This window comes from Roseibium sp. FZY0029, from assembly GCF_036350355.1.
In the GTDB taxonomy this organism is placed as follows: domain Bacteria; phylum Pseudomonadota; class Alphaproteobacteria; order Rhizobiales; family Stappiaceae; genus Roseibium.
Genome location: NZ_JAZDVZ010000002.1, coordinates 181,238 through 202,487 on the forward strand (window position 1 = coordinate 181,238; position 21,250 = coordinate 202,487).

18 protein-coding genes and 1 tRNA gene are annotated in these 21,250 nt (G+C 59.5%); 12 read left to right on the forward strand and 7 right to left on the reverse strand.

From position 1 onward, the window contains the following. The first annotated feature begins 150 nt into the window (after positions 1 to 150). The 3 genes from phnE (V1T76_RS05335) to V1T76_RS05345 all read left to right on the forward strand — a co-directional run bounded on the left by phnE (V1T76_RS05335) (position 151) and on the right by V1T76_RS05345 (position 2,538). Complete coding sequence (gene phnE, locus V1T76_RS05335; RefSeq protein ID WP_330559572.1) at positions 151 to 1,065, forward strand: phosphonate ABC transporter, permease protein PhnE; 915 nt, start codon at positions 151 to 153, stop codon at positions 1,063 to 1,065. A 2-nt stretch (positions 1,066 to 1,067) separates the two neighbouring features. Continuing rightward, positions 1,068 to 1,925, forward strand: coding sequence for a phosphonate ABC transporter, permease protein PhnE (gene phnE / locus V1T76_RS05340; RefSeq protein ID WP_330559573.1), 858 nt, complete (start codon positions 1,068 to 1,070; stop codon positions 1,923 to 1,925). A 322-nt stretch (positions 1,926 to 2,247) separates the two neighbouring features. Continuing rightward, positions 2,248 to 2,538: a GIY-YIG nuclease family protein gene (locus tag V1T76_RS05345; protein WP_330559574.1), complete on the forward strand. Its 291-nt coding sequence runs from the start codon at positions 2,248 to 2,250 to the stop codon at positions 2,536 to 2,538. Positions 2,539 to 2,857: 319 nt separating this feature from the next. On the opposite strand, the gene V1T76_RS05350 is transcribed toward V1T76_RS05345, so the two are convergent. Next, positions 2,858 to 4,033 (reverse strand): alpha-D-ribose 1-methylphosphonate 5-triphosphate diphosphatase, encoded by a 1,176-nt coding sequence (locus V1T76_RS05350; RefSeq protein ID WP_330559575.1) that lies wholly within the window; start codon positions 4,031 to 4,033, stop codon positions 2,858 to 2,860. A 363-nt stretch (positions 4,034 to 4,396) separates the two neighbouring features. Next, positions 4,397 to 4,482, reverse strand: a tRNA-Leu gene (locus tag V1T76_RS05355). Positions 4,483 to 4,701: 219 nt separating this feature from the next. Between V1T76_RS05355 and map the strand changes: the two genes are divergently transcribed. The 3 genes from map (at position 4,702) to V1T76_RS05370 (ending at position 8,765) form a co-directional block, all read left to right on the forward strand. After that, positions 4,702 to 5,532 carry a type I methionyl aminopeptidase gene (map, locus tag V1T76_RS05360; protein WP_330559576.1) on the forward strand — a complete coding sequence of 277 codons (831 nt, stop codon included), beginning with the start codon at positions 4,702 to 4,704 and terminating at the stop codon, positions 5,530 to 5,532. A 66-nt stretch (positions 5,533 to 5,598) separates the two neighbouring features. After that, on the forward strand, positions 5,599 to 6,312 hold the full coding sequence (gene radC / locus V1T76_RS05365) for a RadC family protein (RefSeq protein ID WP_330559577.1): 714 nt from the start codon (positions 5,599 to 5,601) through the stop codon (positions 6,310 to 6,312). Positions 6,313 to 6,485: 173 nt separating this feature from the next. Beyond that, the gene (locus tag V1T76_RS05370; protein WP_330559578.1) at positions 6,486 to 8,765 is read left to right on the forward strand and encodes a bifunctional diguanylate cyclase/phosphodiesterase; all 2,280 of its coding nucleotides are present in this window, start codon (positions 6,486 to 6,488) and stop codon (positions 8,763 to 8,765) included. A gap of 74 nt (positions 8,766 to 8,839) precedes the next feature. On the opposite strand, the gene V1T76_RS05375 is transcribed toward V1T76_RS05370, so the two are convergent. Next, complete coding sequence (locus V1T76_RS05375) at positions 8,840 to 9,796, reverse strand: ArgK/MeaB family GTPase (RefSeq protein WP_330559579.1); 957 nt, start codon at positions 9,794 to 9,796, stop codon at positions 8,840 to 8,842. A 41-nt stretch (positions 9,797 to 9,837) separates the two neighbouring features. Then, the gene (ppdK, locus tag V1T76_RS05380; RefSeq protein ID WP_330559580.1) at positions 9,838 to 12,510 is read right to left on the reverse strand and encodes a pyruvate, phosphate dikinase; all 2,673 of its coding nucleotides are present in this window, start codon (positions 12,508 to 12,510) and stop codon (positions 9,838 to 9,840) included. A gap of 324 nt (positions 12,511 to 12,834) precedes the next feature. On the opposite strand from ppdK, the gene V1T76_RS05385 reads away from it, so the two are divergent. After that, a complete protein-coding gene (locus V1T76_RS05385; RefSeq protein ID WP_330559581.1) occupies positions 12,835 to 14,622 on the forward strand; it encodes a tetratricopeptide repeat protein in 1,788 nt (595 codons plus the stop codon). 13 nt (positions 14,623 to 14,635) lie between these two features. Next, positions 14,636 to 15,517, forward strand: a complete 882-nt coding sequence (locus tag V1T76_RS05390; protein WP_330559582.1) for a 4-(cytidine 5'-diphospho)-2-C-methyl-D-erythritol kinase — start codon at positions 14,636 to 14,638, stop codon at positions 15,515 to 15,517. Between the two features lie 97 nt (positions 15,518 to 15,614). Here V1T76_RS05390 and V1T76_RS05395 read toward each other — a convergent pair whose 3' ends face one another. Further along, positions 15,615 to 16,631 (reverse strand): polyprenyl synthetase family protein, encoded by a 1,017-nt coding sequence (locus V1T76_RS05395; RefSeq protein ID WP_442970086.1) that lies wholly within the window; start codon positions 16,629 to 16,631, stop codon positions 15,615 to 15,617. Between the two features lie 174 nt (positions 16,632 to 16,805). Here V1T76_RS05395 and V1T76_RS05400 point away from each other — a divergent pair, with 174 nt between their 5' ends. Both V1T76_RS05400 and V1T76_RS05405 read left to right on the forward strand, forming a co-directional pair. Next, positions 16,806 to 17,042, forward strand: a complete 237-nt coding sequence (locus V1T76_RS05400) for a putative signal transducing protein (protein ID WP_330559583.1) — start codon at positions 16,806 to 16,808, stop codon at positions 17,040 to 17,042. 1 nt (position 17,043) lies between these two features. Then, positions 17,044 to 17,853: a tRNA1(Val) (adenine(37)-N6)-methyltransferase gene (locus V1T76_RS05405; protein ID WP_330559584.1), complete on the forward strand. Its 810-nt coding sequence runs from the start codon at positions 17,044 to 17,046 to the stop codon at positions 17,851 to 17,853. A gap of 17 nt (positions 17,854 to 17,870) precedes the next feature. On the opposite strand, the gene V1T76_RS05410 is transcribed toward V1T76_RS05405, so the two are convergent. Continuing rightward, a complete protein-coding gene (locus V1T76_RS05410) occupies positions 17,871 to 18,143 on the reverse strand; it encodes an usg protein (RefSeq protein ID WP_031269297.1) in 273 nt (90 codons plus the stop codon). A 146-nt stretch (positions 18,144 to 18,289) separates the two neighbouring features. Further along, entirely contained in the window at positions 18,290 to 18,637 is a 348-nt protein-coding gene (locus V1T76_RS05415) for a c-type cytochrome (RefSeq protein WP_330559585.1), read from the reverse strand. A 163-nt stretch (positions 18,638 to 18,800) separates the two neighbouring features. On the opposite strand from V1T76_RS05415, the gene V1T76_RS05420 reads away from it, so the two are divergent. Together V1T76_RS05420 and V1T76_RS05425 are read left to right on the forward strand one after the other, a co-directional pair. Continuing rightward, positions 18,801 to 19,733 carry an AAA family ATPase gene (locus tag V1T76_RS05420; protein WP_330559586.1) on the forward strand — a complete coding sequence of 311 codons (933 nt, stop codon included), beginning with the start codon at positions 18,801 to 18,803 and terminating at the stop codon, positions 19,731 to 19,733. Between the two features lie 50 nt (positions 19,734 to 19,783). Beyond that, a complete protein-coding gene (locus V1T76_RS05425) occupies positions 19,784 to 20,998 on the forward strand; it encodes a vWA domain-containing protein (protein ID WP_330559587.1) in 1,215 nt (404 codons plus the stop codon). Positions 20,999 to 21,250: the final 252 nt, after the last annotated feature.

The following is a 21,250-nucleotide window of genomic DNA, read 5'->3' on the forward strand; positions in this document are numbered from 1 at the left end:
CGACGCTACCGCCGTTTCAGGCAGCGCCTTCGGCCAAGCCTGAAACGGAACCAGGTTTAAAACGCATGGGCGGCAGTTTCCGAACGCGCCGCCCCTGTCTGCGGCGATCCATCGGCGCTTTCATTTCAATTGCGAAGAACGGCAGTGGCCATGACAGCCCTTACCCCCGCCATCGATCAGTTCGAAAACGACCACGCCGCCGCCCGCCGGTCAGCCCTGCGGCTGAACCTGGTGACAACCCTGCTCTTTGCTCTCTGCTTCTTTGCCACGGCTTGGATCGGCGGCTTCTTCGACATGACCGACGTCACCCTTCCCGGGGGCGAGCGCGTTTCCATGTGGAAGATCTGGGCAGGCCTGCCGCGGCTCGGAGAATATCTCTACAAGACCCTGCCGGAGCTTCACCGCGAGACACTCGGGGCGGATCTTGCCGACTGGTTCTGGCGCTGGAAGGTCTGGCTCTGGTTGCTCCTGGAAACGATCCTGATCGCCTATATGGCAACGCTGCTTGGCATCGTCGGAGCCTTCCTGCTGAGTTTCCCGGCATCGCGCAATCTCTCACCCAACAAATGGGTGCTGAACGTTACACGTCGGTTTCTGGAAATTATCCGGACCGTTCCGGATCTGGTCTGGGCCCTCATCTTCGTTTTCTGCTTCGGCGTCGGCCCGCTGGCCGGTGTTCTCGCCATCGGTCTTCATGCCACCGGTGCCCTTGGCAAGCTTTACTCCGAAGCAAACGAAAATGCCGACATGCGCCCGCTGGAAGGGATCAAGGCCTCGGGCGGTTCCTGGTTCGACCAGATCCGCTATGGCATCGTGCCCCAGGTTGTCCCGAACATCATCAGCTACACGCTGCTGCGTTTCGAAATCAACGTCCGCTCCTCCTCCATCATCGGCTTCGTCGGTGCCGGCGGCCTGGGCCAGGAGATCCGTGTGGCCATGTCCCTGCAGGAGTACACCGACCTCTCGGCCCTGTTCCTGATCGTATTCGTCACCGTGATCGTCATCGACATGCTGAGCGAAAAGGTGCGCCACCGCATCATCGGCCTGACCGGAAAAGGCATCTGACAATGACTGCTCCAGCACCCGACATCGCCCGCGCCAGGGCTCTGGTTCCAGACGCCTTTACGACGCCGCGCCGAACACGTTTTATCCAGCTGACCGGCTGGACCGCTTTCCTTCTTCTGACGGGCTGGTGCCTGTGGGATTTCGGCTTTGCGCCGGACAGGCTCCTTCAGGGCGCGACCCGCTTCGGTGATGTGCTCGCTTTCATGTTTCCGCCCCATATCTGGACGAGCTGGGCGGAATGGCGGGAAATCCTGAAGGGTCTTGGGGAAACCGTCGCCATGGCCTTCATGGGGACGCTTCTGGGAGCCGTGATTGCGTTTCCGCTGGCGTTTCTGGGGGCCAAGAACATCTTGCCGCTCTCCTGGCTCCGGCTTGGCGTCCGGCGCGGGTTCGATGCCCTGCGGGCCATTGAACAGTTAATCCTTGCCCTCATCTTCATTCGTGCCTTCGGCCTCGGCCCGCTAGCCGGCATTCTGGCCATCGCCGTGTCGGAAATCGGCACTTTCTCCAAGCTCTTTTCGGAAGCCATCGAGAACACTTCCCAGAAGCCGGCAGAAGGTGTGCGCGCCTCAGGCGGCGGCAACCTCCAGACGATCCGCTTCGCCGTCCTGCCGCAAGCGTTGCCGGTGATCCTGTCGATCATTCTCTACAACTTCGAATCCAACACACGCACGGGAACCATCCTGGGCATTGTCGGTGCAGGCGGCATAGGCTTCCTCCTCGCCGACCGCATCCAGGCCTACCGCTGGCCGGAAGCCTGGACGATCATTTTCCTCATCATCTTCGTGGTCTACCTGATAGACGGCTTCTCCGGCTTCCTGCGCCGGAAGATCATTGGTGGGGAATCCGGACGGGCGTAAATTTTGCCAAAAGAGAAAACCGTCGAGAGCGTGACGCGTTCAACCGGAAAATCCTGCATCGCTTTTTTCATTGAAGTCTCTGATTTCAGACAGCGAATGGCGATGCCGAGAAGACGCGATTGGCTCTAATTCAATCACTAGACCGCCTTTCCACTGCCTTCCGTAAATAGCGATCAACGCCTCATGCTCTGCTCGGACAACGGCATGGATGCCATGGTCAAGCCATGGCATGACGGAGTTTGCCTAGGTTGTTCGGCGGTTATAACTTACCCCCGTCATTGCAGGGCTTGACCCTGCAATCCATGCCGTCTCCTATCCAGTCATGAAGCGATTTTGGGTTTACATGCTCGCCAGCCGCAAAAATGGAACACTCTATACGGGCGTAACCAATGACCTGACGAGACGCATTTATGAGCATGAAGCAGGACAAGGCTCGAAGTTTGCCGCTCGCTACGGTGCAGTTCGGCTTGTCTGGCACGAAGAGCATTCTGTTGCGGCACAGGCAATCGCCAGGGAAAAGGCGATCAAGACCTGGCCCCGCAAATGGAAGATCGAATTGATCGAAGAAACGAACCCGGAATGGTTTGACCTTAAACGCTTCCTGAATTCCTGATGATTTTCGACAGTCGCGGCTTTGATGAAAAGCCTTGGCATGGATTGCAGGGTCAAGCCCTGCAATGACGGAAAGAGATTTTTCCAGTTCAAAACCAACAATCTCCCGTCGTGCCACGGCCTCAAAGCTCAATCAGTTTCAACAAGAAGCTCGAGACTTCCGCCTCGGGAAAGTTAATCGGAAAAACATGCATTGGCCGGGGTTACATCTCACAACCAACCCCATCCGTCATGCCATGGCTCGACCATGGCATCCATGCCGTGACCTCACCACACGATAAGGCTCGAAAGAGACAACGCACATCGAACGGATGAACGGATCAGAGCACCCGTTGTCCGTTCCGCCAGGCCTGTTTGATGAAAGGATGTCCGCTGAGGACGCCAACGTGAAGCAGGTCCGCCCGTTTGCCCTGTGCAATCTCGCCCCTGTCCGACAGTCCGGCAACTTCCGCCGGTGTTTTCGAAACCATCCGGATTGCGGCAGGCAGGTCAGCATGGAAGGCATCTCCCGTGCCGACGAGGAAAGCGCAGTCCAGCAGCGAGCGCGGGACGTAGTCCGACGCCAGGATGTCGACCAGATCTTCCGCCAACAGCGCGCTGACGGCGATGTTGCCGGATTGGGACCCACCACGAATGACGTTGGGCGCACCACCGACAACATGCATGGCATGTCGCTTGGCCTTGCGGGCAGCTTCCAGCGTGCAGGGAAATTCCGAAACGCTGATACCTTCCCCCAGCGCCTCGTCGATATGCTCAAGTTCCGTGTCATCGTGGCTGAGCAGCGGCAGTTTGTGGGCGTGCGCCAGCGCGACCACCGCCGGCCGCACCTTGGAGCTGATTTCGTCCGAAAAATTCAGTAGTTCCTGCGTCTCCCGCTCGGCAACGGCGCGTGTTTCGCCCGTGTCGGCCATACGCCGGTGGAGATAAGCCTCAACGTCCTTGCTCTGACGCCTTCCCGGCAGATGCTCCATCACAGACACCATGCGCACGATGTCCTTGCCGATGTTTTCTTCCGTCAGCCGAGTGGTCTCGCCATCCGTGATCTCGCAGCGCAGGTGCACCATATGCTCCGATTTCAGCATGCCCGAAGCCTGAAGCGTTTCGAGCGCATCGATCATCGGCGCCAGGATTTCCCGACGTTCCGGGTTCTTGATCGTCGCACCGACGCAGAGGCTGTCGAACACGGTGGTGATGCCGCTGCCGATGATCTGTGCATCATGCGCCATCGCCGCCCTGAGCGGATCCCAACGCACGTGAGCGCGCGGAAAGACATGCTTTTCAAAATGGTCGGTGTGAATGTCGACCAGCCCCGGCAGCAGATAATCGCCCTGAAGATCGTCCCCGGCTTGTGGCGCGCTGCCCTGATCAACCGAAACGATCCCGGCGTCAGAAAACGCAACGTGACCGCTGACGACTTCATCCGCGAGCACCAGCCGGGCGTTCTTGAGAACTGTCAGGGCACTGCCGGAAGGCACGCGATTTTCGGCATAAGTCATGGAAACTCCCTCCGGCGAATTGGGCGAGCGAAAGAAAGAATGGTCCGAAGGTGGACCACCAGGAAACATGGCTCCGCGAGACCGGGAGCGAAACAGGCCGGAAGCAGACGTTTTTCCGGTCGAGTGCCCGATGATCTAGCGCTCTTTCGGGCGCAAATTGTGACAGTGCTTGAACGGATCCATGACAATCCGGAAAAATCTGCGGTCTGCAGGTAAAGAGATGGAAGATCCGGGCCCAAACTGAAGCCTGCCCTCAACCGGTCGGAAAGGCGTGAGCACACGGAAAACAACGAAAAGTGAGAAAGGAAACTCCGAACCAAATCGGCGCTAAAGCAAGCCATAGGCCGATAGCGCAACACGCTTTGGTGCGGGCGACGGGACTCGAACCCGTACAGCCTAGGGCCGAGGGATTTTAAGTCCCTTGTGTCTACCAATTCCACCACGCCCGCTTTTCTCTTCCCCTAGCTCTCCTGCCGGAAAAGCGCAAGAAGGCACCGCAGCTTTTCAGCGCGCAAGCAGGAAGTTTCCACGTCAGCCTGATTTTGCCGGAACAGAAGCTGGAAATTGGGCGCTCAGGGCGGTATGTGAACAGGCAACGGATAATTGGTGCTTAACCGAGCCTAGACGGCTTACAATGCACCGGAAAATTGTGAGACACGGTAAACCCCATGGTCAGCTATATCGACGCTTCGGAAGCTCCCTTGAAAAACACGGGCCAGATACGATTGTACGGTCCAGAGGATTTCGAAGGCATGATGCGTGCCGGGCAGTTGACCGCAGCGTGTCTCGATGAGCTGGCGGACATGGTCAAACCGGGCACGACGACCCAGGAAATCGATGACTTCGTTTACCAGTACGGCATGGATCACAATGCCATTCCGGCTACGCTGAACTATCGCGGCTACACCAAGGCCTCCTGCACGTCGATCAACCACGTTGTCTGTCACGGCATTCCCAATGACAAGGCCCTGCGCGAAGGCGATATCGTCAACATCGACGTCACCTTCATCTTGGACGGTTGGCATGGCGACTCCAGCCGTATGTATCCCGTCGGCCAGTTGAAGCGCGCCGCCGAACGTCTGATCGATGTGACCTATGAATCGCTGATGCGCGGTATCGCGGCTGCCAAACCGGGCAATACCACCGGGGATATCGGTGCTGCCATTCAGACGTATGTTGAAGCGGAACGCTGCTCCGTGGTGCGCGATTTCTGCGGTCACGGCGTCGGCCTGCTGTTTCACGACACCCCGAACATCCTGCACTATGGGCGCCCCGGCGAAGGCGTGGAACTGAAGCCCGGCATGATTTTCACCATCGAACCGATGGTCAATCTGGGCCGCCCGCATGTGAAGGTCCTCAGCGATGGCTGGACTGCCGTCACCCGCGACAGGTCCCTGTCGGCGCAGTTCGAACATTCCATCGGCATCACGCCGGAAGGCTGCCAGATCTTCACAACCTCGCCCAAAGGCATTCACAAGCCTGGCCTTCAGACGGACTGAAGCCGCCGGCTGCCTTCAAATCAGCGGCGATGTGCCGTCATCTGACAGCAGCTGATGCAGGAGCTCATGAAAGAGACGACCACCGCCAGTGAAACACCGGCCTCCGCAGGCGGCGACCACAAGGGGCACCGCCAGCGGCTGCGGGAACGGTTTCGGAAAACCGGCGAGCAAGGTCTCGCCGATTACGAGCTTCTGGAATTTCTGTTATTTTCCGCCCTGCCCCGTCAGGACACAAAGCCGATCGCCAAGGCCTTGCTGCAGCGCTTCGGGTCTTTCCCGGCGGCCCTTGCCGCTCCTAGGGAAAGGCTGAAGGAAATCCCGGGCCTCTCCGACATCAGCATCGACGCGCTTCAGGCCGTGCATGCATCCGTCATCCGCTTTCACAAGGCCGGCCTGGTAAAACGTCAGGTTCTCGACAGCTGGCAGAAAGTCATGGACTACCTGCAGGTCTCCATGGGCCTTGCTCCCGTCGAGCAATTCAGGATCCTGTTTCTCGACAAGAAAAATGCGCTGATCGCCGATGAAGTTCAGCAAACAGGCACGGTCGATCACACACCCGTCTATCCGCGCGAAGTCATCCGGCGCGCACTGGAGCTTTCGGCGACGGCGCTGATCCTGGTTCACAATCACCCCTCGGGAGACCCGACCCCGTCCCGTGCCGACATACAGATGACCAAGAAAATCGTCGATATCGCGGGCCCGCTCGGCATCGAGGTGCATGACCACATCATCGTTGGCCTGCGATCCAACGTCAGCTTCCGCAGCCTTCAACTGATCTGAGTTTTGCAGGTGGCGGCAGGCAACGTTTACGAGGCTGCGCAGCTGAAAACCTTTGGACGGTTTGCAGAACCGGATCAGATATTTTTCCGGCTTTACCCTTAATTTACTTAGAATTTTGGGGCATTCCTTAACCCGCACCGACAATACTCGGCCCAAAGAAACCGGGCTCGTGTATGTTCAATTCGTCTAAAATTTCCGGCGGCCAGATAGCAAACGCGATCATCATTCCGATGGTCGTCATCGTCATGATATCCGTTTTCGGTATCTTCGGCCTGTTGCACTGGTCTGCCCGGCTGTCGGACGAAACCGCTGTTGAATCCCAGAACAAGCTGATTTCCGGCGCCCTGCAGCTCACTCAGAACTACATGGTCAAGCAGCAGAACGGTGTCGTGATCTGGGACGAAGCCTATCACCGGGTCAACCAGATCAACCCGGACGAAGGCTGGATCTACAACAACCTGATGCACTGGTTGTTTCAGAACCACGGGTTCACCAAATCGATCCTGATCAATCGCGATTTTGACGTGCAATATATCTACGCTCAGGACCACACGAACAAGTGGATGACGCAGGACCTGTTCGCCGAGCTTAAGCCCGCAATCGCCAAGGTACGCGCCCGCTACATCATCTCCTTCCGCCGCACGCCGTCCGGGCTCTACAGTTTCGTTCCGCAAAGCAGCGACGCCCGCCGATCCATCGCCGAAACCGGCGTCGTTTCCCTGGCCGGGGAACCTTATCTTTTCAGCGCGGCAGCCGTCATGCCGCAGATCCAGTCGATCTCCCGGGTGCGGTTTCCACCAACGGTTCTGGTGAGCCTGGTGCCGCTGCGTGGCGAAAAGCTGAAGGAAATTTCCGACATGTCGCGACTGGACGGCTTCGTCCTTTCCGCGACCCAGACCGAACGCGACGGCGTTGGCCGGTTTCAGCTCAAGTCACCACTTGGGGACCCTGTCGGCCTGATCGCCTGGCAGACCACGGAACCTGGAAGCCAGATGATGCGCCGCATCAATCCGTTCCTGGCCCTGGCTGCCTTCATGATCGCCGCCGTGGTTATCGCGGTGACCATCTTTACCCACCAGATGACAAAGCGGCTCGCGCACAGCGAAGCCAGGGCCGTGCATGCCTCGCGTCACGATGCCCTGTCAGGCCTGCCGAACCGCGCCCGCTTCCATACACTGTTGACGGAGACGCTGGAAGAAAGCGCAGCCGAGGGAACGAATACCGCCGTTGTCTACATCGACCTCGATCATTTCAAGGACATCAACGATACCCTTGGTCATTCCGCCGGTGACAAGGTGATCACCGCCGTCGCTCAGCGGCTGCAGCGCGTCATTCCCGATACCGGGATCGTCGCGCGCATCAGCGGCGACGAATTCGCGATGGTCATCAGGAATTGCGAAGACGATGTCTGGCTGGAATATATTCTGGATCAAGTTCAGGACGAAATCGGCCGCCCGATCATGATCGGTCGCCGCGAGCTTCATGCGAGCCTTTCCATGGGGGCGGCCGTGGCCCCGCGCGACGGCAACGATCCGGACGAACTGCTGCGCAAGGCCGATATCGCCCTCTACGATGCCAAGGCGAATGGCCGGAACCGCCGGTCCTTCTTCGAACCGAACATGGAGCATCACGTCCAGTCCAAGGACCGGCTGTCACGCGAATTGCGCCTGGCACTGAAGAACGACGAACTCGACCTTGCCTATCAGCCACAATCCGATACCTCGGCAAAACGGATCGTCAGCGTTGAGGCTCTGGCGCGCTGGACCAAGGAAGACGGCACCGTCATTTCCCCGGCTCAGTTCATTCCGGTGGCTGAGGAAACCGGCCTGATCAACGATCTGGGCATCTGGGTACTCAACAAGGCCTGCGCAAAGGCACACGAGTGGCCCGGCATTACCGTGTCAGTCAACGTTTCGCCGAACCAGTTCAAGCACCCGCGGTTTGTCGAGAAGGTCATGGCAATTCTGGCTGCCAACAATCTGCCGCCCCAACGCCTTGAAATCGAAGTGACCGAAAGCGTTTTTGCCGGCCGCAACGACTCGGTACTGAAAGCCCTGCGAAGGCTGAAGAACCTGGGTGTGAAGGTCGCGCTCGATGATTTCGGCTCAGGCTATTCCAGCCTCAGCTATCTGCGCCGGTTCCCCTTCGACACGCTGAAGATCGACCGGGACTTCGTTTCCGACATGAACGGCAACGCAGAGGCCGAAGCCATCCTGGTCTCGATCATCCAGCTCGGCAAAGCACTCGGCATGACCATCGTTGCGGAAGGCATTGAGACCCAGGAACAGATCCGGTTCCTGCAGGCACACGATTGCAACCGAATGCAGGGCTTCTATATCTCCCGCCCGTTGACGGACAGGGCTCTGACGCAGTTTCTGGCCGACTTCCACAACATCAGCGCCACCGGCTTCGGCACTGATCTGAGCTTGCAGGCGCGCGCAGCAAAAGCATGATGCCCTTGCGGGCGGGCTGAATTTTCAGGCCGCAGGCCCCTGAGACAAGCCGGAAACGCTTCGTGGCTCCGGGCTCAACCGCCCAGCAGCGGTCTGAGTTTGGCAGCAAAGCCATGAAAGCTTGCGAATGGGGCCGTCTCGGCCGATGTCAGCCAGTTCTGTCCTGCTGCTGCGGCCAGCTTCAGTCCCGCATGGCCGAACTCGGTCCGCACCATATCCTTGAACCAGGCGACATGCTGGGCTTTTCGTTGTTTCGGCAAGGCATTGCCTGACGCAATATGGGCATGATGGCGCTCCCAATGCCTGGTCAGTTCGTCAACACCGCTGAGGGTCTGCGAGGAGACTTCGCAAACCGGGACCGTCCATCCGTTCGTGCCGCCTGCGTCGCTGAGCGACAAGGCACCGGCAACGTCAGAGGCAGCCCGGCGCGCAAGCGGGCCCATATCGGCCTTGGTGACGGCCACAATGTCCGGCAACTCCATGATGCCGGCCTTCATGAACTGAAGACTGTCGCCCGATCCGGGCTGAATACACAGCACAACCGTGTCGACAGCCTGTTTCAGATCGCCTTCCGACTGGCCAATGCCGACGGTTTCAACGATCACGCAATCGCACACACACCTGAGGACGGCAATCGCCGCAACCGCATGATCTGACAGGCCGCCGAGGCGGTCACGCGCGGCCATGGAGCGCACGAAGACACCGTCATCGGCAGGGTCGGTCTTCAACCGGGTGCGGTCGCCCAGAAGTGCACCGCCTGTCACCGTGGAGGACGGATCGATGGCCAGCACCGCCACGGTCTGCCCCGCGGCCCGGCACGCCTTGATGAGGGCGTCCGTCAGGCTGGATTTCCCCACACCGGGAGGGCCGGTGAGGCCAAGCACCTTCGCGGTGGCTTCACCGGCGGCCTTGTCCAGAAAAGCCGCGGTCTCTGCATCTTCCGCATGGCTTTCCAGCCGGCTGAGCACACGTGAAAGCTGCCTCTTGCCGCCCGCACGCAAGGCGTTCAGCTTGGGGTAGGCATCGTTCACAGTGCACTCCCTGTCATCTCGACGGGCCTTCCCCGCCTCATTCAGCTACCGGACTTGAACTTCAAGGCAGCCTGCGCTGCCGCCAGCCGGGCAATCGGTACGCGGAACGGCGAACAGGAGACATAGTCCAGACCGACGCTTTCGCAGAAGGAAATGGACGCCGGATCGCCGCCATGTTCACCACAAATGCCAAGCTTGATATCGGGACGGGTGGACCGGCCCCGCTCGACGCCGATCTTGATAAGCTCGCCCACGCCTTCCTGATCGAGCGAGACGAACGGGTCCTGCTCCAGAAGACCGCGCGTCTGATAGGTACCGAGGAAGGAAGCCGCATCGTCGCGCGAGATACCGAAGGTGGTCTGCGTCAGGTCGTTGGTACCGAAGGAGAAAAACTCGGCGGACTGTGCGATTTCCGCCGCCTTCAGCGCGGCGCGCGGCAGTTCCACCATGGTGCCGATCTGATAGGTCAGCTCCGCGCCTGTTTCACTCATCACCGCCTTTGCCATGGCTTCGATGCTCTGGCGCACGAGGTCGAGTTCTCCCTTGAGGCCAACCAGCGGAACCATGATTTCCGGAACCACAGGAGCGCCGGTCTTTTTTGCGGCCTCGATAGCTGCCTCGAAGATAGCCCTTGCCTGCATTTCAGCGATTTCCGGGTAGGAAACCAGCAAGCGGCAGCCACGATGGCCGAGCATGGGGTTGAATTCCTCCAGCGCCAGCGCGCGGTCGCGCAGCAGTTCCGGATCGGCACCCATGGCCTTCGCGACGTCCGCCAGTTCCTCTTCCGATTTCGGCAGGAATTCATGCAGCGGCGGGTCCAGGAGACGGATCGTCACCGGCAGCCCGTGCATGATCTCGAAAAGATCGGTAAAGTCCTGCCGTTGCATCGGCAGCAGCTTGGCAAGCGCGGTGCGGCGTCCGGCCTCCGTGTCCGCCAGGATCATCTCGCGCACGGCAACGATTCGCTCGCCCTCGAAGAACATGTGCTCGGTGCGGCAAAGGCCAATGCCTTCGGCGCCGAACTCGCGAGCCACCTTGGCATCCTGCGGTGTTTCCGCATTGGTGCGCACGCGCATGCGACGCCCCTTGTCTGCCCAGCTCATCAGCGTTCCGAAATCGCCCGAGAGTGTCGGTTGCAACATCTCCACTTCACCGACGAGAACCTGACCGGTGGCACCATCAATGGTGATAATGTCGCCTTCCTTGAGCTGCCGGCCGGCAGCGTTGATCAGGCCGTTGCGGTAGTCGATGCGCAGCATCCCTGCCCCGGCGACACAAGGCTTGCCCATGCCGCGGGCAACCACGGCCGCGTGGCTGGTCATGCCGCCACGGCTGGTCAGGATACCTTCGGCCGCATGCATGCCGTGAATGTCCTCCGGGCTGGTCTCGACCCGCACAAGGATAACCTTCCGGCCTTCCGACTTGGCTTTTTCCGCTTCGTCGGAAGAAAAGACGATGGCACCGGAGGCGGCACCGGGCGATGCCGGCAGGCCCGTGGTGATCACGTCGCGCTTCGCTTTCGGGTCGATGGTCGGGTGCAAGAGCTGATCGAGCGCAGCCGGTTCAACCCGGCCAATGGCCTCTTCCTCACCCAGCAGCCCTTCAGCGACCATGTCGACCGCAATCTTCAGTGCCGCCTTGGCCGTGCGCTTGCCCGACCGGGTCTGCAGCATCCAAAGCTTGCCCTTTTCGATGGTGAATTCCAGGTCCTGCATGTCCCGGTAATGGGCTTCCAGTTTCGCGCAGTACGACTGGAACTCGGCGAAGGCTTCCGGCATCAGCGCTTCCAGCGACGGGCTGGAAGATCCTGCCTCGATACGGGCCTTTTCCGTGATGTCCTGCGGCGTACGGATACCGGCAACCACGTCCTCACCCTGGGCATTGACCAGGAACTCGCCATAAAGGGCGTTTTCGCCGGTGGACGGATTGCGCGTGAAGGCAACACCGGTGGCAGAGCTTTCGCCCATGTTGCCGAAGACCATGGCTTGAACATTGACGGCCGTGCCCCAGGACGACGGCAGATCATGCAGACGGCGATAGGTCACGGCACGCGGTACCATCCAGGAACTGAACACGGCGCCGATGGCGCCCCAGAGCTGCTCCTGCGGATCCTGCGGGAACGGCTTTTCCAGCTCTTCTTCGACCAGCGCCTTGAATTTCTCGATGATGCCCAGCCAGGCATCCGCATCGATCTGTGTATCGAGCGTCAGTTCGTTACGTTCCTTGTACTCTTCCAGGATCTCCTCGAACTCGTGATGATCGAGCCCCAGAACAACGTCGGAATACATCTGGATGAAGCGGCGGTAGCTGTCGTAGGCGAAACGCCGGTCGCCCGCTTCGCGTGCGATGGCTTCCACCGTCTGGTCGTTGAGACCAAGGTTGAGGACGGTGTCCATCATGCCGGGCATGGAAACACGGGCGCCGGAGCGGACCGAAACCAGCAGCGGCCGCTCCGGATCGCCAAACTTGCGATTGGTTGCCTCACCAACTTTCTCCAGCGCTTCGGCAACCTGGGCCGTCAGCGTGTCCGGATACGATTTCTCATGCTCGTAGTACCAGGTGCAGACTTCCGTGGTGATGGTGAAGCCGGGCGGTACGGGCAGACCCAGGCTGCTCATTTCAGCAAGGTTCGCGCCCTTCCCACCGAGAAGATTACGCATTTCCGCTGCACCTTCTGCAGCCCCATTGCCGAAACTGTAGACCCACTTGGTCATCTGACACTCTCCTCGCCTAGTTCGATCTGCGGCTCATCTCACGCAGCCAACTCGCATTATCATTCCGGCATTGAACGGAACGCACACGCCCGATCTTTTTGCACTGCACATTCCTGCTACGGCAACTGCTTGTCTTCAAGCCCTTTTTCCACGAAACCCATTATGATTGGTCGTAAGTCCTAGCATTTTTGACGTTGGGCAAAATCAAATGGATTTAAACCCGCAGAAAGTTATCAAGGCCGCCTTGCCGGTCAGCCTTAAAGACGCCATTGTCAAAGGCAATAAGCAGTAAATCCATCAGATTCAGGGATAGAAGTGCGAACAATGATGACAAATCCGACCGGTGCCGTTTCGACCAGGGCTCGCAATCCGCTCCGACAGAAACTGCTTGCGCTGGTCAGTGTGCTCGCCCTTCTTCCTGCGACGGCTTTTGCAGAAACAAGCACCGAGGTGGAAAGCCTTGGCACACCGTCCGATCTGCCGTTCACACTGTCCGGCAGCTATCTGTCCGGACGTCTCGCCGGTTTCCAGAAGGACTATGCACAGGCTGCGGCATTCTATGAAGAAACTCTGGCGGCCGATCCCAGCAACACCATGCTGCTTGAGCGCACCTTTCTCCTGAAGCTAGCCAATGGCGACGTCGAACAGGCCGTTGTCTATTCCAAGGAACTGGAAAGCGCCGGCCTGCAGAATTTCCTCGCCCAGCTCACGCTCGGCGCACAGGAAATGCTGGACGGCCGCTATGAAAAAGCCAACGAAGAGCTGGAACGCGGCCGCAACGGCCCGCTCGCCCAGCTTTCCATTGGCATCTCCCGGGCGTGGACCCTTTATGGCAGCGGCAAGATCGACGAAGCCGTCGCCTTGATTGACGGGCTTGAAGGGCCGGATTGGTTCGAGGTCTTCAAGTCGACCCACAAAGCGCATCTGCTGTTTGCCGCTGGCCGTAACAAGGAAGCTCTGGAAGCTGCCGAAAGTGCCTATGCCGTCGACCAGGGCGCCCTGCGCGTGGTGGACGCATATACCCGTCTTCTGGCCGCGAACGGCCGCCAGAAAGAAGCGCTTGATGTGCTCGATCAATACGACGCGCAGTTCCGCGGCCACCCCAAGCTCGACCAGACCCGTAAGGCCATCACCAGCGGCGAGATCATTCCGCCGATGGTCACCGACCCGGCCGCGGGCATGGCGGAAATCCTGTATGGCCTTGGCGCGGTGATCGGCCGCGACGGCGGTGAAGAACTCTCCACGTCCTATCTTCAGCTCGCGCTTTATCTGGATCCGAAGGCCGAATTCGCGGCCATTGCTCTTGGCAGCGTCTTCGAACGCATGGAACAGCCGGACCGGGCAATCGAAGCTCTGATGATGGTGCCGGAAGACAGCGTGCTCAAGCGTGAAGCCGAAATCCAGGTCGGCATGAACTACAACGCCCTGGACATGCTGGACGAGGCCCGCAGCCATCTGGAAGAGCTCATCAAACAGGATCCGTCGGATCTCGAAGCTGTGATTGCGCTCGGCAACATTCTGCGCGCACACGAGATCTATGACGAAGCGGAGAAGACCTACACCAAGGGCCTCGACACCATTTCAGACCTGGAAAGCCAGCACTGGCTGCTGCTTTACTTTCGCGGCATCGCCCGCGAAAGACTGGGGAAATGGGAACTGGCGGAGGCCGATTTCCGCAAGGCGCTCGAACTCAACGAAGATCAACCGCTCGTGCTGAACTATCTCGGCTATTCCCTGGTCGATCAGGGCCTGAAGCTGGACGAAGCCCTTGGCATGATCCAGAAGGCTGTCGAACTGCGGCCGTCGGACGGCTATATCGTCGACAGCCTTGGCTGGGTCTATTTCCGGCTCGGACGGTACGAAGAAGCGGTGAAGGAACTGGAGCGGGCTATCGAGCTGCGCCCCGCCGATCCGGTCATAAACGATCACCTGGGTGATGCCTACTGGATGGTTGGCCGACGCAACGAGGCGCGGTTCCAGTGGAACCACGCCCGTGACCTCGGGCCGACTGCTGAAGAACTGCCGAAGATCCTCGAAAAGATCGCAGACGGGCTGCAGGAGGTTCCAGGCACAGACGCTGCCAAAGCCGAAAACGGCAAGAACGGCGGCTAACCGGACAACTGCCATGGCCCTCGCCTCAAAGTCTTCCTCCCGGGTCGAACTGGCCCGGGCCAAGGTCAATTTGGCACTGCATATCACGGGCCGGCAACCAGACGGTTACCACCTGCTGGATTCGCTGGTGGTCTTCCCGCAGATCGGCGACAGGCTTGCCATCGAGGCTGCCGACGCGCTCGAATTGCGGATTGAAGGCCCCTTCGCACGGGACCTGACCGGTCCGGCCGAAGACAACCTCATCCTGAAAGCGGTGCGAAGCTTTGCGGAAAAGGCCGGTATAGATGTTCCGCAGGTCCGCCTGACCCTGACCAAACGCCTGCCCGTCGCGTCGGGCATCGGCGGCGGCTCCACCGATGCGGCAACAACCCTGCGGCTACTGGAAGACCTCACCGGAACTTACCTAGACGACGAAGACCAGCACGCGCTGGCGTTGACACTCGGCGCGGATGTTCCTGTTTGCCTGTTTCCGGAACCCCAGATCATGCGCGGCATTGGCGGTGATCTCAGCCCCGGCCCTGACCTGCCGACTTGCGGTATCGTCCTTGTGAACCCGAGGGTCGGTGTTTCGACACCGGAAGTTTTCAAGGCGATGGAGCGTCGCGAGAACGCCCCCATGGATCTCATGCCGGAAAAGTTCGAGACGCTCGCCTCTCTGGTCGCCTATCTGGAGACCTGCCGCAACGACCTGCAGGACGCGGCCAAGAGCCTGTGCCCGGAAATTGGCTTGGTTCTGTCCGAACTGGAAGCTGAACCCCGCATCAACCTTGCAAGGATGTCAGGCTCTGGAGCGACTTGCTTTGGCCTTTGCGAACTGAGGGACACCATGGAGATCGAACGCACGTTGCGTGTCGCCCATCCAGACTGGTGGATTGCTTCCGGGCCGCTTTCCTGAAACCACTCTGTTTCAACCCGCGAAACGCTAGAAAAAAGCCGCCATTTCGAAAAATAGCGGCTTGTAATTTTCACCTAGAAACAAAGACTTGCGAGCGTTAGCTCACGCGGGAGATGCAGAAGGCGACAGCATCGCCCAACGCATCGCTGTGCGCGCCTGACGGCAGCGTATCCAGAGCCGCAAGGGCTTTGTTGCCATAGTCCTTCGCCCGTTCGATCGTTTCGGACAGGGCGTCATATTTGTTCAAAAGCTCGATGGCCTGTTCCAGATCGCCATCCTGGATCTCCTCGCCTTCCAGGCAGCGTCTCCAGAAATCACGATCGGCATCGGTGCCGCGGGCAACGGCCAGCACTACTGGCAACGTGATCTTGCCTTCCCGGAAATCGTCACCGACGTCCTTGCCAAGATCTGCCGAGGACCCGCCATAATCGAGCGCATCATCGACAAGCTGGAACGCGTAACCGAGTTCCATGCCGTAGGTTCTCGCGGCGCGCTTCATTTCGGCCGACTGCCCGGCGATCACGGGGCCCACTTCAGCGGCGGCCGCAAACAGGGCCGCTGTCTTTGCCTCGATCACCCGCAGATAGTCCGCTTCGGTGGTGGCAATATTCTTGGCAGCGCCAAGCTGCAGCACTTCGCCTTCTGCAATGACGGCGGACGCCGTGGACAGAATGCGCAGCGCTTCCAGCGAACCGACGTCGACCATCATCTTGAAGGCCTGACCGAGAAGATAATCACCTACAAGCACGCTGGCCTGGTTGCCCCAGAGCTTGCGCGCGGCAAGCTTGCCCCGGCGCATATCGCTCTCGTCGACAACGTCGTCATGCAGCAGCGTGGCTGTGTGCATGAATTCCACACTGGCAGCCAGCGTCACATGGCCATCGCCCTGATAACCGAACATGTCCGCGCAGGCGAGCGTCAGCATAGGCCGCAGCCTCTTGCCACCGGAGGAGATCAGGTGTTTGGCGATTTCGGGGATCAAATCAACATTCGATCCTGCCTTCGACAGGATCAGTTCGTTGACCTCGCCCATGCCGCCGGACACCAGTTCGACGAGCGGCTGAATGCTCGGACGGTGCGGCTGATCGTCTGTATAAGTTGCAACAACGGCCACTAATGGCACTCCCTGAATATTTGTGCGGACAATATGGTGCGAACGCCTCCGGGGCAAGCCGCCAATCCATTGACAAACTGTTGAAATGCCGCAATCAGCAGGTTTTGCTGTAAACCGTTCGGGCAGGACCCTTGGTTCAGCCGACGGACATGGACCGCTAACGCCGGGAATCTTATGGAAGAACTTGTCAGAACAAACGATCCCGTCCTGATTTCCTTTCTGGAATCGATTCTCGACGAAGCCGGCATCAAACATTTTGTCGCAGACGGCAACATGAGCATTCTCGAAGGATCTCTGGCCATGATCCCACGCCGCATCCTGGTCGATTCAGACCAGATCCAGGTCGCCCGCAACCTGGTGCGAGACGCCGGTCTGGAACATGAGCTGCGCCCGGAAAGCGGCCAGGCCTGACATGAATGCACCAACGGACAGCACCGGCGATCCCGCACAGGACACGACCCATGACGCCTTTCTCGGCGGCAAGGTCTATGTGCATCAGCCCAAGCGTGGCCGCCACCGGGCGGGTCTCGACGCGGTCTATCTGGCAGCGGCCCTGCCGGATGGCACCAGGGGGCATGTCATCGACCTTGGTGCTGGCGTCGGCACAGCGGGATTTTGCGCCGCCGCGCGCCTGCCGGAGATAAAGGTAACGCTGGTCGATATCGACGAGACCGTGCTTGCCCTCGCCCGCCGCGGGCTGGAAGATCCGGCCAACCGGGCTTTTTCGGACCGCGTCTCTCTTCTGGAGGCCGATATCACGGCCAAGGGAAGCGTGCGCCACGCTGCCGGCCTCACGTCTGCGCTTGCCGACCATGCCATCATGAACCCGCCGTACTACGAGGCGGACCGATTCCGGGCCTCGCCGAATTCAGCGCGCGCAGGCGCGCACATGCTGGACGACCGGGGACTGGAACCCTGGGCGAAAACCGCAACGGATATTGTCAAGGAAGGCGGCAGCCTGACCGTGATCTTCCGGGCCGATGGACTGCAGGAGCTGTTGAGTGTTCTCAAGGGCCGGTTCGGCGCGATTGAAGTCATTCCGCTGCGCCCGAGGCCGGAAGCGGCGGCAACACGCGTTCTTTTGCGCGCCATTCGCGCGAGCAAGGCCCCCTTGCGGCTGATGCCGGGGTTCGTTTTGCATGAGGGGGACGGATCCGATTTCACCCCTCAGTCAAAAGCCGTCATGCGTGATGGCAAAGGACTCGGTCTCAGCGCGCGCTGAACCCTTCACCAGGCCACTCAGTGCACCACGATCTCTCCATCCGCATAGCGGAAATCTACGGGCGAGATCAGGGTCTGATGGGCAACACGCACGGAGTGGATGCGGCCTTCTATTTCCCGTTCCCAGAACACCAGAAACCTGGTCAGTTCGGGAAATTTGGGGGCCAGATCTTCCGTTTGCCACAGGAAGCTTTGCAGCAACTTGGGATGATCCGGCAGACGGTAGAGGATTTCCGCCGTCATCAGTCCATAGCCGAGAAGGCGCTTTTCAAAGTCAGAGCTGGTTTTCATGCCAATCCTTTCTTCTGTGCAAAGAAAGATTGTCACGGAAATCAGGTTAACCAAACCCAACTTTTGGATATTTGCTGTTTAAAAACAGAACTTTAGCAGCACTCTCATTAGCCTGCTAACAACAAGCTCACTGCGCCTGAATCCCGTCATTTCGTCTGGATGGAGGTGAGATACCCCAGAAAGGCGTCGATGTCATCCGGCTCGAAGGCAAATTCCGGCATGTTGTCATGCGCTGTGACGATACCTTCCGCCAAAGGCTCTTCAAGGCTTTCCAGCGGATAACGGCTGGCGAGGTCGCGAAAGGCGGGTGCGCCGGCCTGTGCACTCTGGTCGTCCTTGCCGACCGCGTGGCACATCGCACAATGGATCTCGGCAAGTTCGCGGCCCGTTGCAACGCTTATCGGATCGGTCGGATAAGCTCCGTCAGATGCCAGAACCGGCGATGTTGCGAACAGGACAACGGCGAGACCCAAAAACGGCTTACAGCGCGACACTCTTCTTCCCTCCCTTGAATCAGTTTCGCTTTTATAGAAGGTTCGGAAACAGAAACCCATTAGGGGGAACACGGTGGCAGGGGATAATCTGCCCACAGGAGCAATGTTCTTCGCGCCTGTCTCTCTATATAAGCGGGGTAACCACCCGTTCACCGGAGGAAACATGAAACAGTTGCCGGCTTCCATTGACGACACTCTCGCCCTCATGGATCAGGCGGGCTATGTGGCCGACCGGTCGCTTGCCACCGTTCTGCATCTGGCCCTGAAGATGAAGCGTCCGCTGTTTCTGGAAGGCGAAGCCGGTGTCGGCAAGACGGAAATCGCCAAAGTCCTGTCTGCCACGCTCGGCCGCGATCTGATCCGTCTGCAATGCTACGAAGGGCTAGATGTCTCCTCTGCCGTCTATGAATGGAACTATCCGGCGCAGATGGTAGAAATCCGTGTTGCGGAGGCAGCCGGCGACACCGAGCATTCGGAGCTCTCCAAGTCGATCTTCGACGAGCGCTTCCTGATCAAGCGCCCCGTGTTGCAGGCGCTGGAACCCTCCTTGTCCGGTGCGCCGGTTTTCCTGATTGACGAACTCGATAGGGCGGATGAAGCCTTCGAGGCCTTCCTTCTGGAAGTTCTGGCGGATAACCAGGTGACCATTCCCGAGCTCGGCACCGTCAAGGCAGCCGAACCGCCCATCGTGATCATCACGACCAACCGCACACGGGAAATCCACGACGCCCTGAAACGGCGCTGCCTCTACCACTGGGTCGACTACCCCGATGCCGAGCGCGAGCTGGAGATTGTCCGCCGCAAGGTTCCAGGGGCCGCCCAGCGCCTTGCCAGCGAAGTGGTCGCCTTCGTGCAGAAGCTGCGGGCTGACGAGGATCTCTTCAAACAGCCGGGTGTCGCCGAAACGCTGGACTGGGCAACAGCTCTTTCCGAACTCAACGAAATGGCGCTCGATCCGGACATGGCATCCGACACGCTTGGTGTCCTGCTCAAATACCAGGACGACATCGAACGTGTCCGCGGCTCGAAAGTGCGTCAGATGATCGACGAGATCCGCAAGGACGCCCCGCACCAGCAATCCATGCCGGCGGTTTGAACCGGTGACACACGTGCAAGCGTTCCATCGCGCTCATCAAGGAGGTTGCCATGCAAGCCTCTCCTGAGCTGCGGTCACGGATCACGGACAATATCGTCTATTTCGCGCGAACGCTGCGCAAGGCAGGCGTGCCCGTTGGCCCTGCCTCCGTTGTTGATGCGGTGGCGGCCGTGGAAGTTTCCGGTATCGAGAGCCGCGAAGATCTCTACTGGACCTTGCATGCCGTTTTCGTGCGCAAGCGCGAGCAGAAGGTCCTGTTCGACGAGGCTTTCCGGATCTACTGGCAAAGCCGAGGTCTGATCGAGAAGATGCTGGCCATCCTGTCGCCGGTCGCACCGCCGCGGGGAGCCCCTGAAAAACCAAAGGCCGGTCAGACTCGCGTTTCCCAGGCATTTCAGGCAGCGCAGGAACGGGTTGCCGAGGAAACCGTTCCGCAGATCGAGATCGATGCGAAGTTCACGGTTTCCGGCAAGGAATTGCTACAGTCCAAGGACTTTGCGCAGATGACCTCGGATGAAATTACCGAAGCCAAGCGGGCGCTTCGGGCCATGACGATGCCGATGGACAAGATCCGGCTTCGCCGCCTGAAGCCTGCCGCCAAAGGCAAGGTCGATCCGCGCCGTACCCTGCGCGCATCCATGCGGGCGGGGGGTGACATCATCGATCTGAAATTCCGCAAACCGGCGGAAAAGCGCCCGCCACTTGTCGCCCTTTGCGATATTTCCGGATCGATGAGCCAATACTCCCGGCTCTTGCTGCACTTTCTCCACGGCCTGACGGTGGAGCGGCGCGACGTCCACACGTTCCTGTTTGGCACACGCCTGACGAATGTCACGAGACAGCTGCGCATGAAGGATCCTGACGAGGCTCTGGAAGCCTGCTCGTCAGGCGTTGAAGACTGGTCGGGCGGCACCCGCATCGCCTCGGCGCTGAACGACTTCAACCGGCACTGGTCACGCCGCGTTCTGACAGGTCAACCGACCGTGCTTCTGATAACCGATGGATTGGAGCGGGATACGGACGAGGACCTGGAACGGGAGATCGACCGCCTGCACCGCTCCTGCCGCCGCCTCATCTGGCTCAACCCCCTGCTCCGTTTCGAAGGCTTCGAGGCTAAGGCGAAGGGTATCCGCGCCATGCTGCCGAATGTGGATGAATTCAGAGCGGTTCATTCGCTCGATGCAGTCGCAGATCTTGTCGCCGCACTGTCCGGATCCGGTGGCCGCGACAGCAGCGCCAACCCGAGGCGCTGGCTGAAATCGTGACGCCTCCGGGACTGTGCTGCTCGAGACGAAAACATCGCGCGCTGTTCCATTGGAAAAACAGCCGGAAAGGAAACCCCGCCAGCATCGTGTTGGGGCACTTGATACTGGCGAGGTCTCGATAGAGGTCGTTTGCAGGCCTCGGACCCATCATATATTCAATTTTTTGAAACTAAATGCGTCATGCTGTCCCTGCGGCTCGGCACGCTTATGCGCGCGGGAATACCGAACGAAATGCTCGCCTTTTGAATGCGA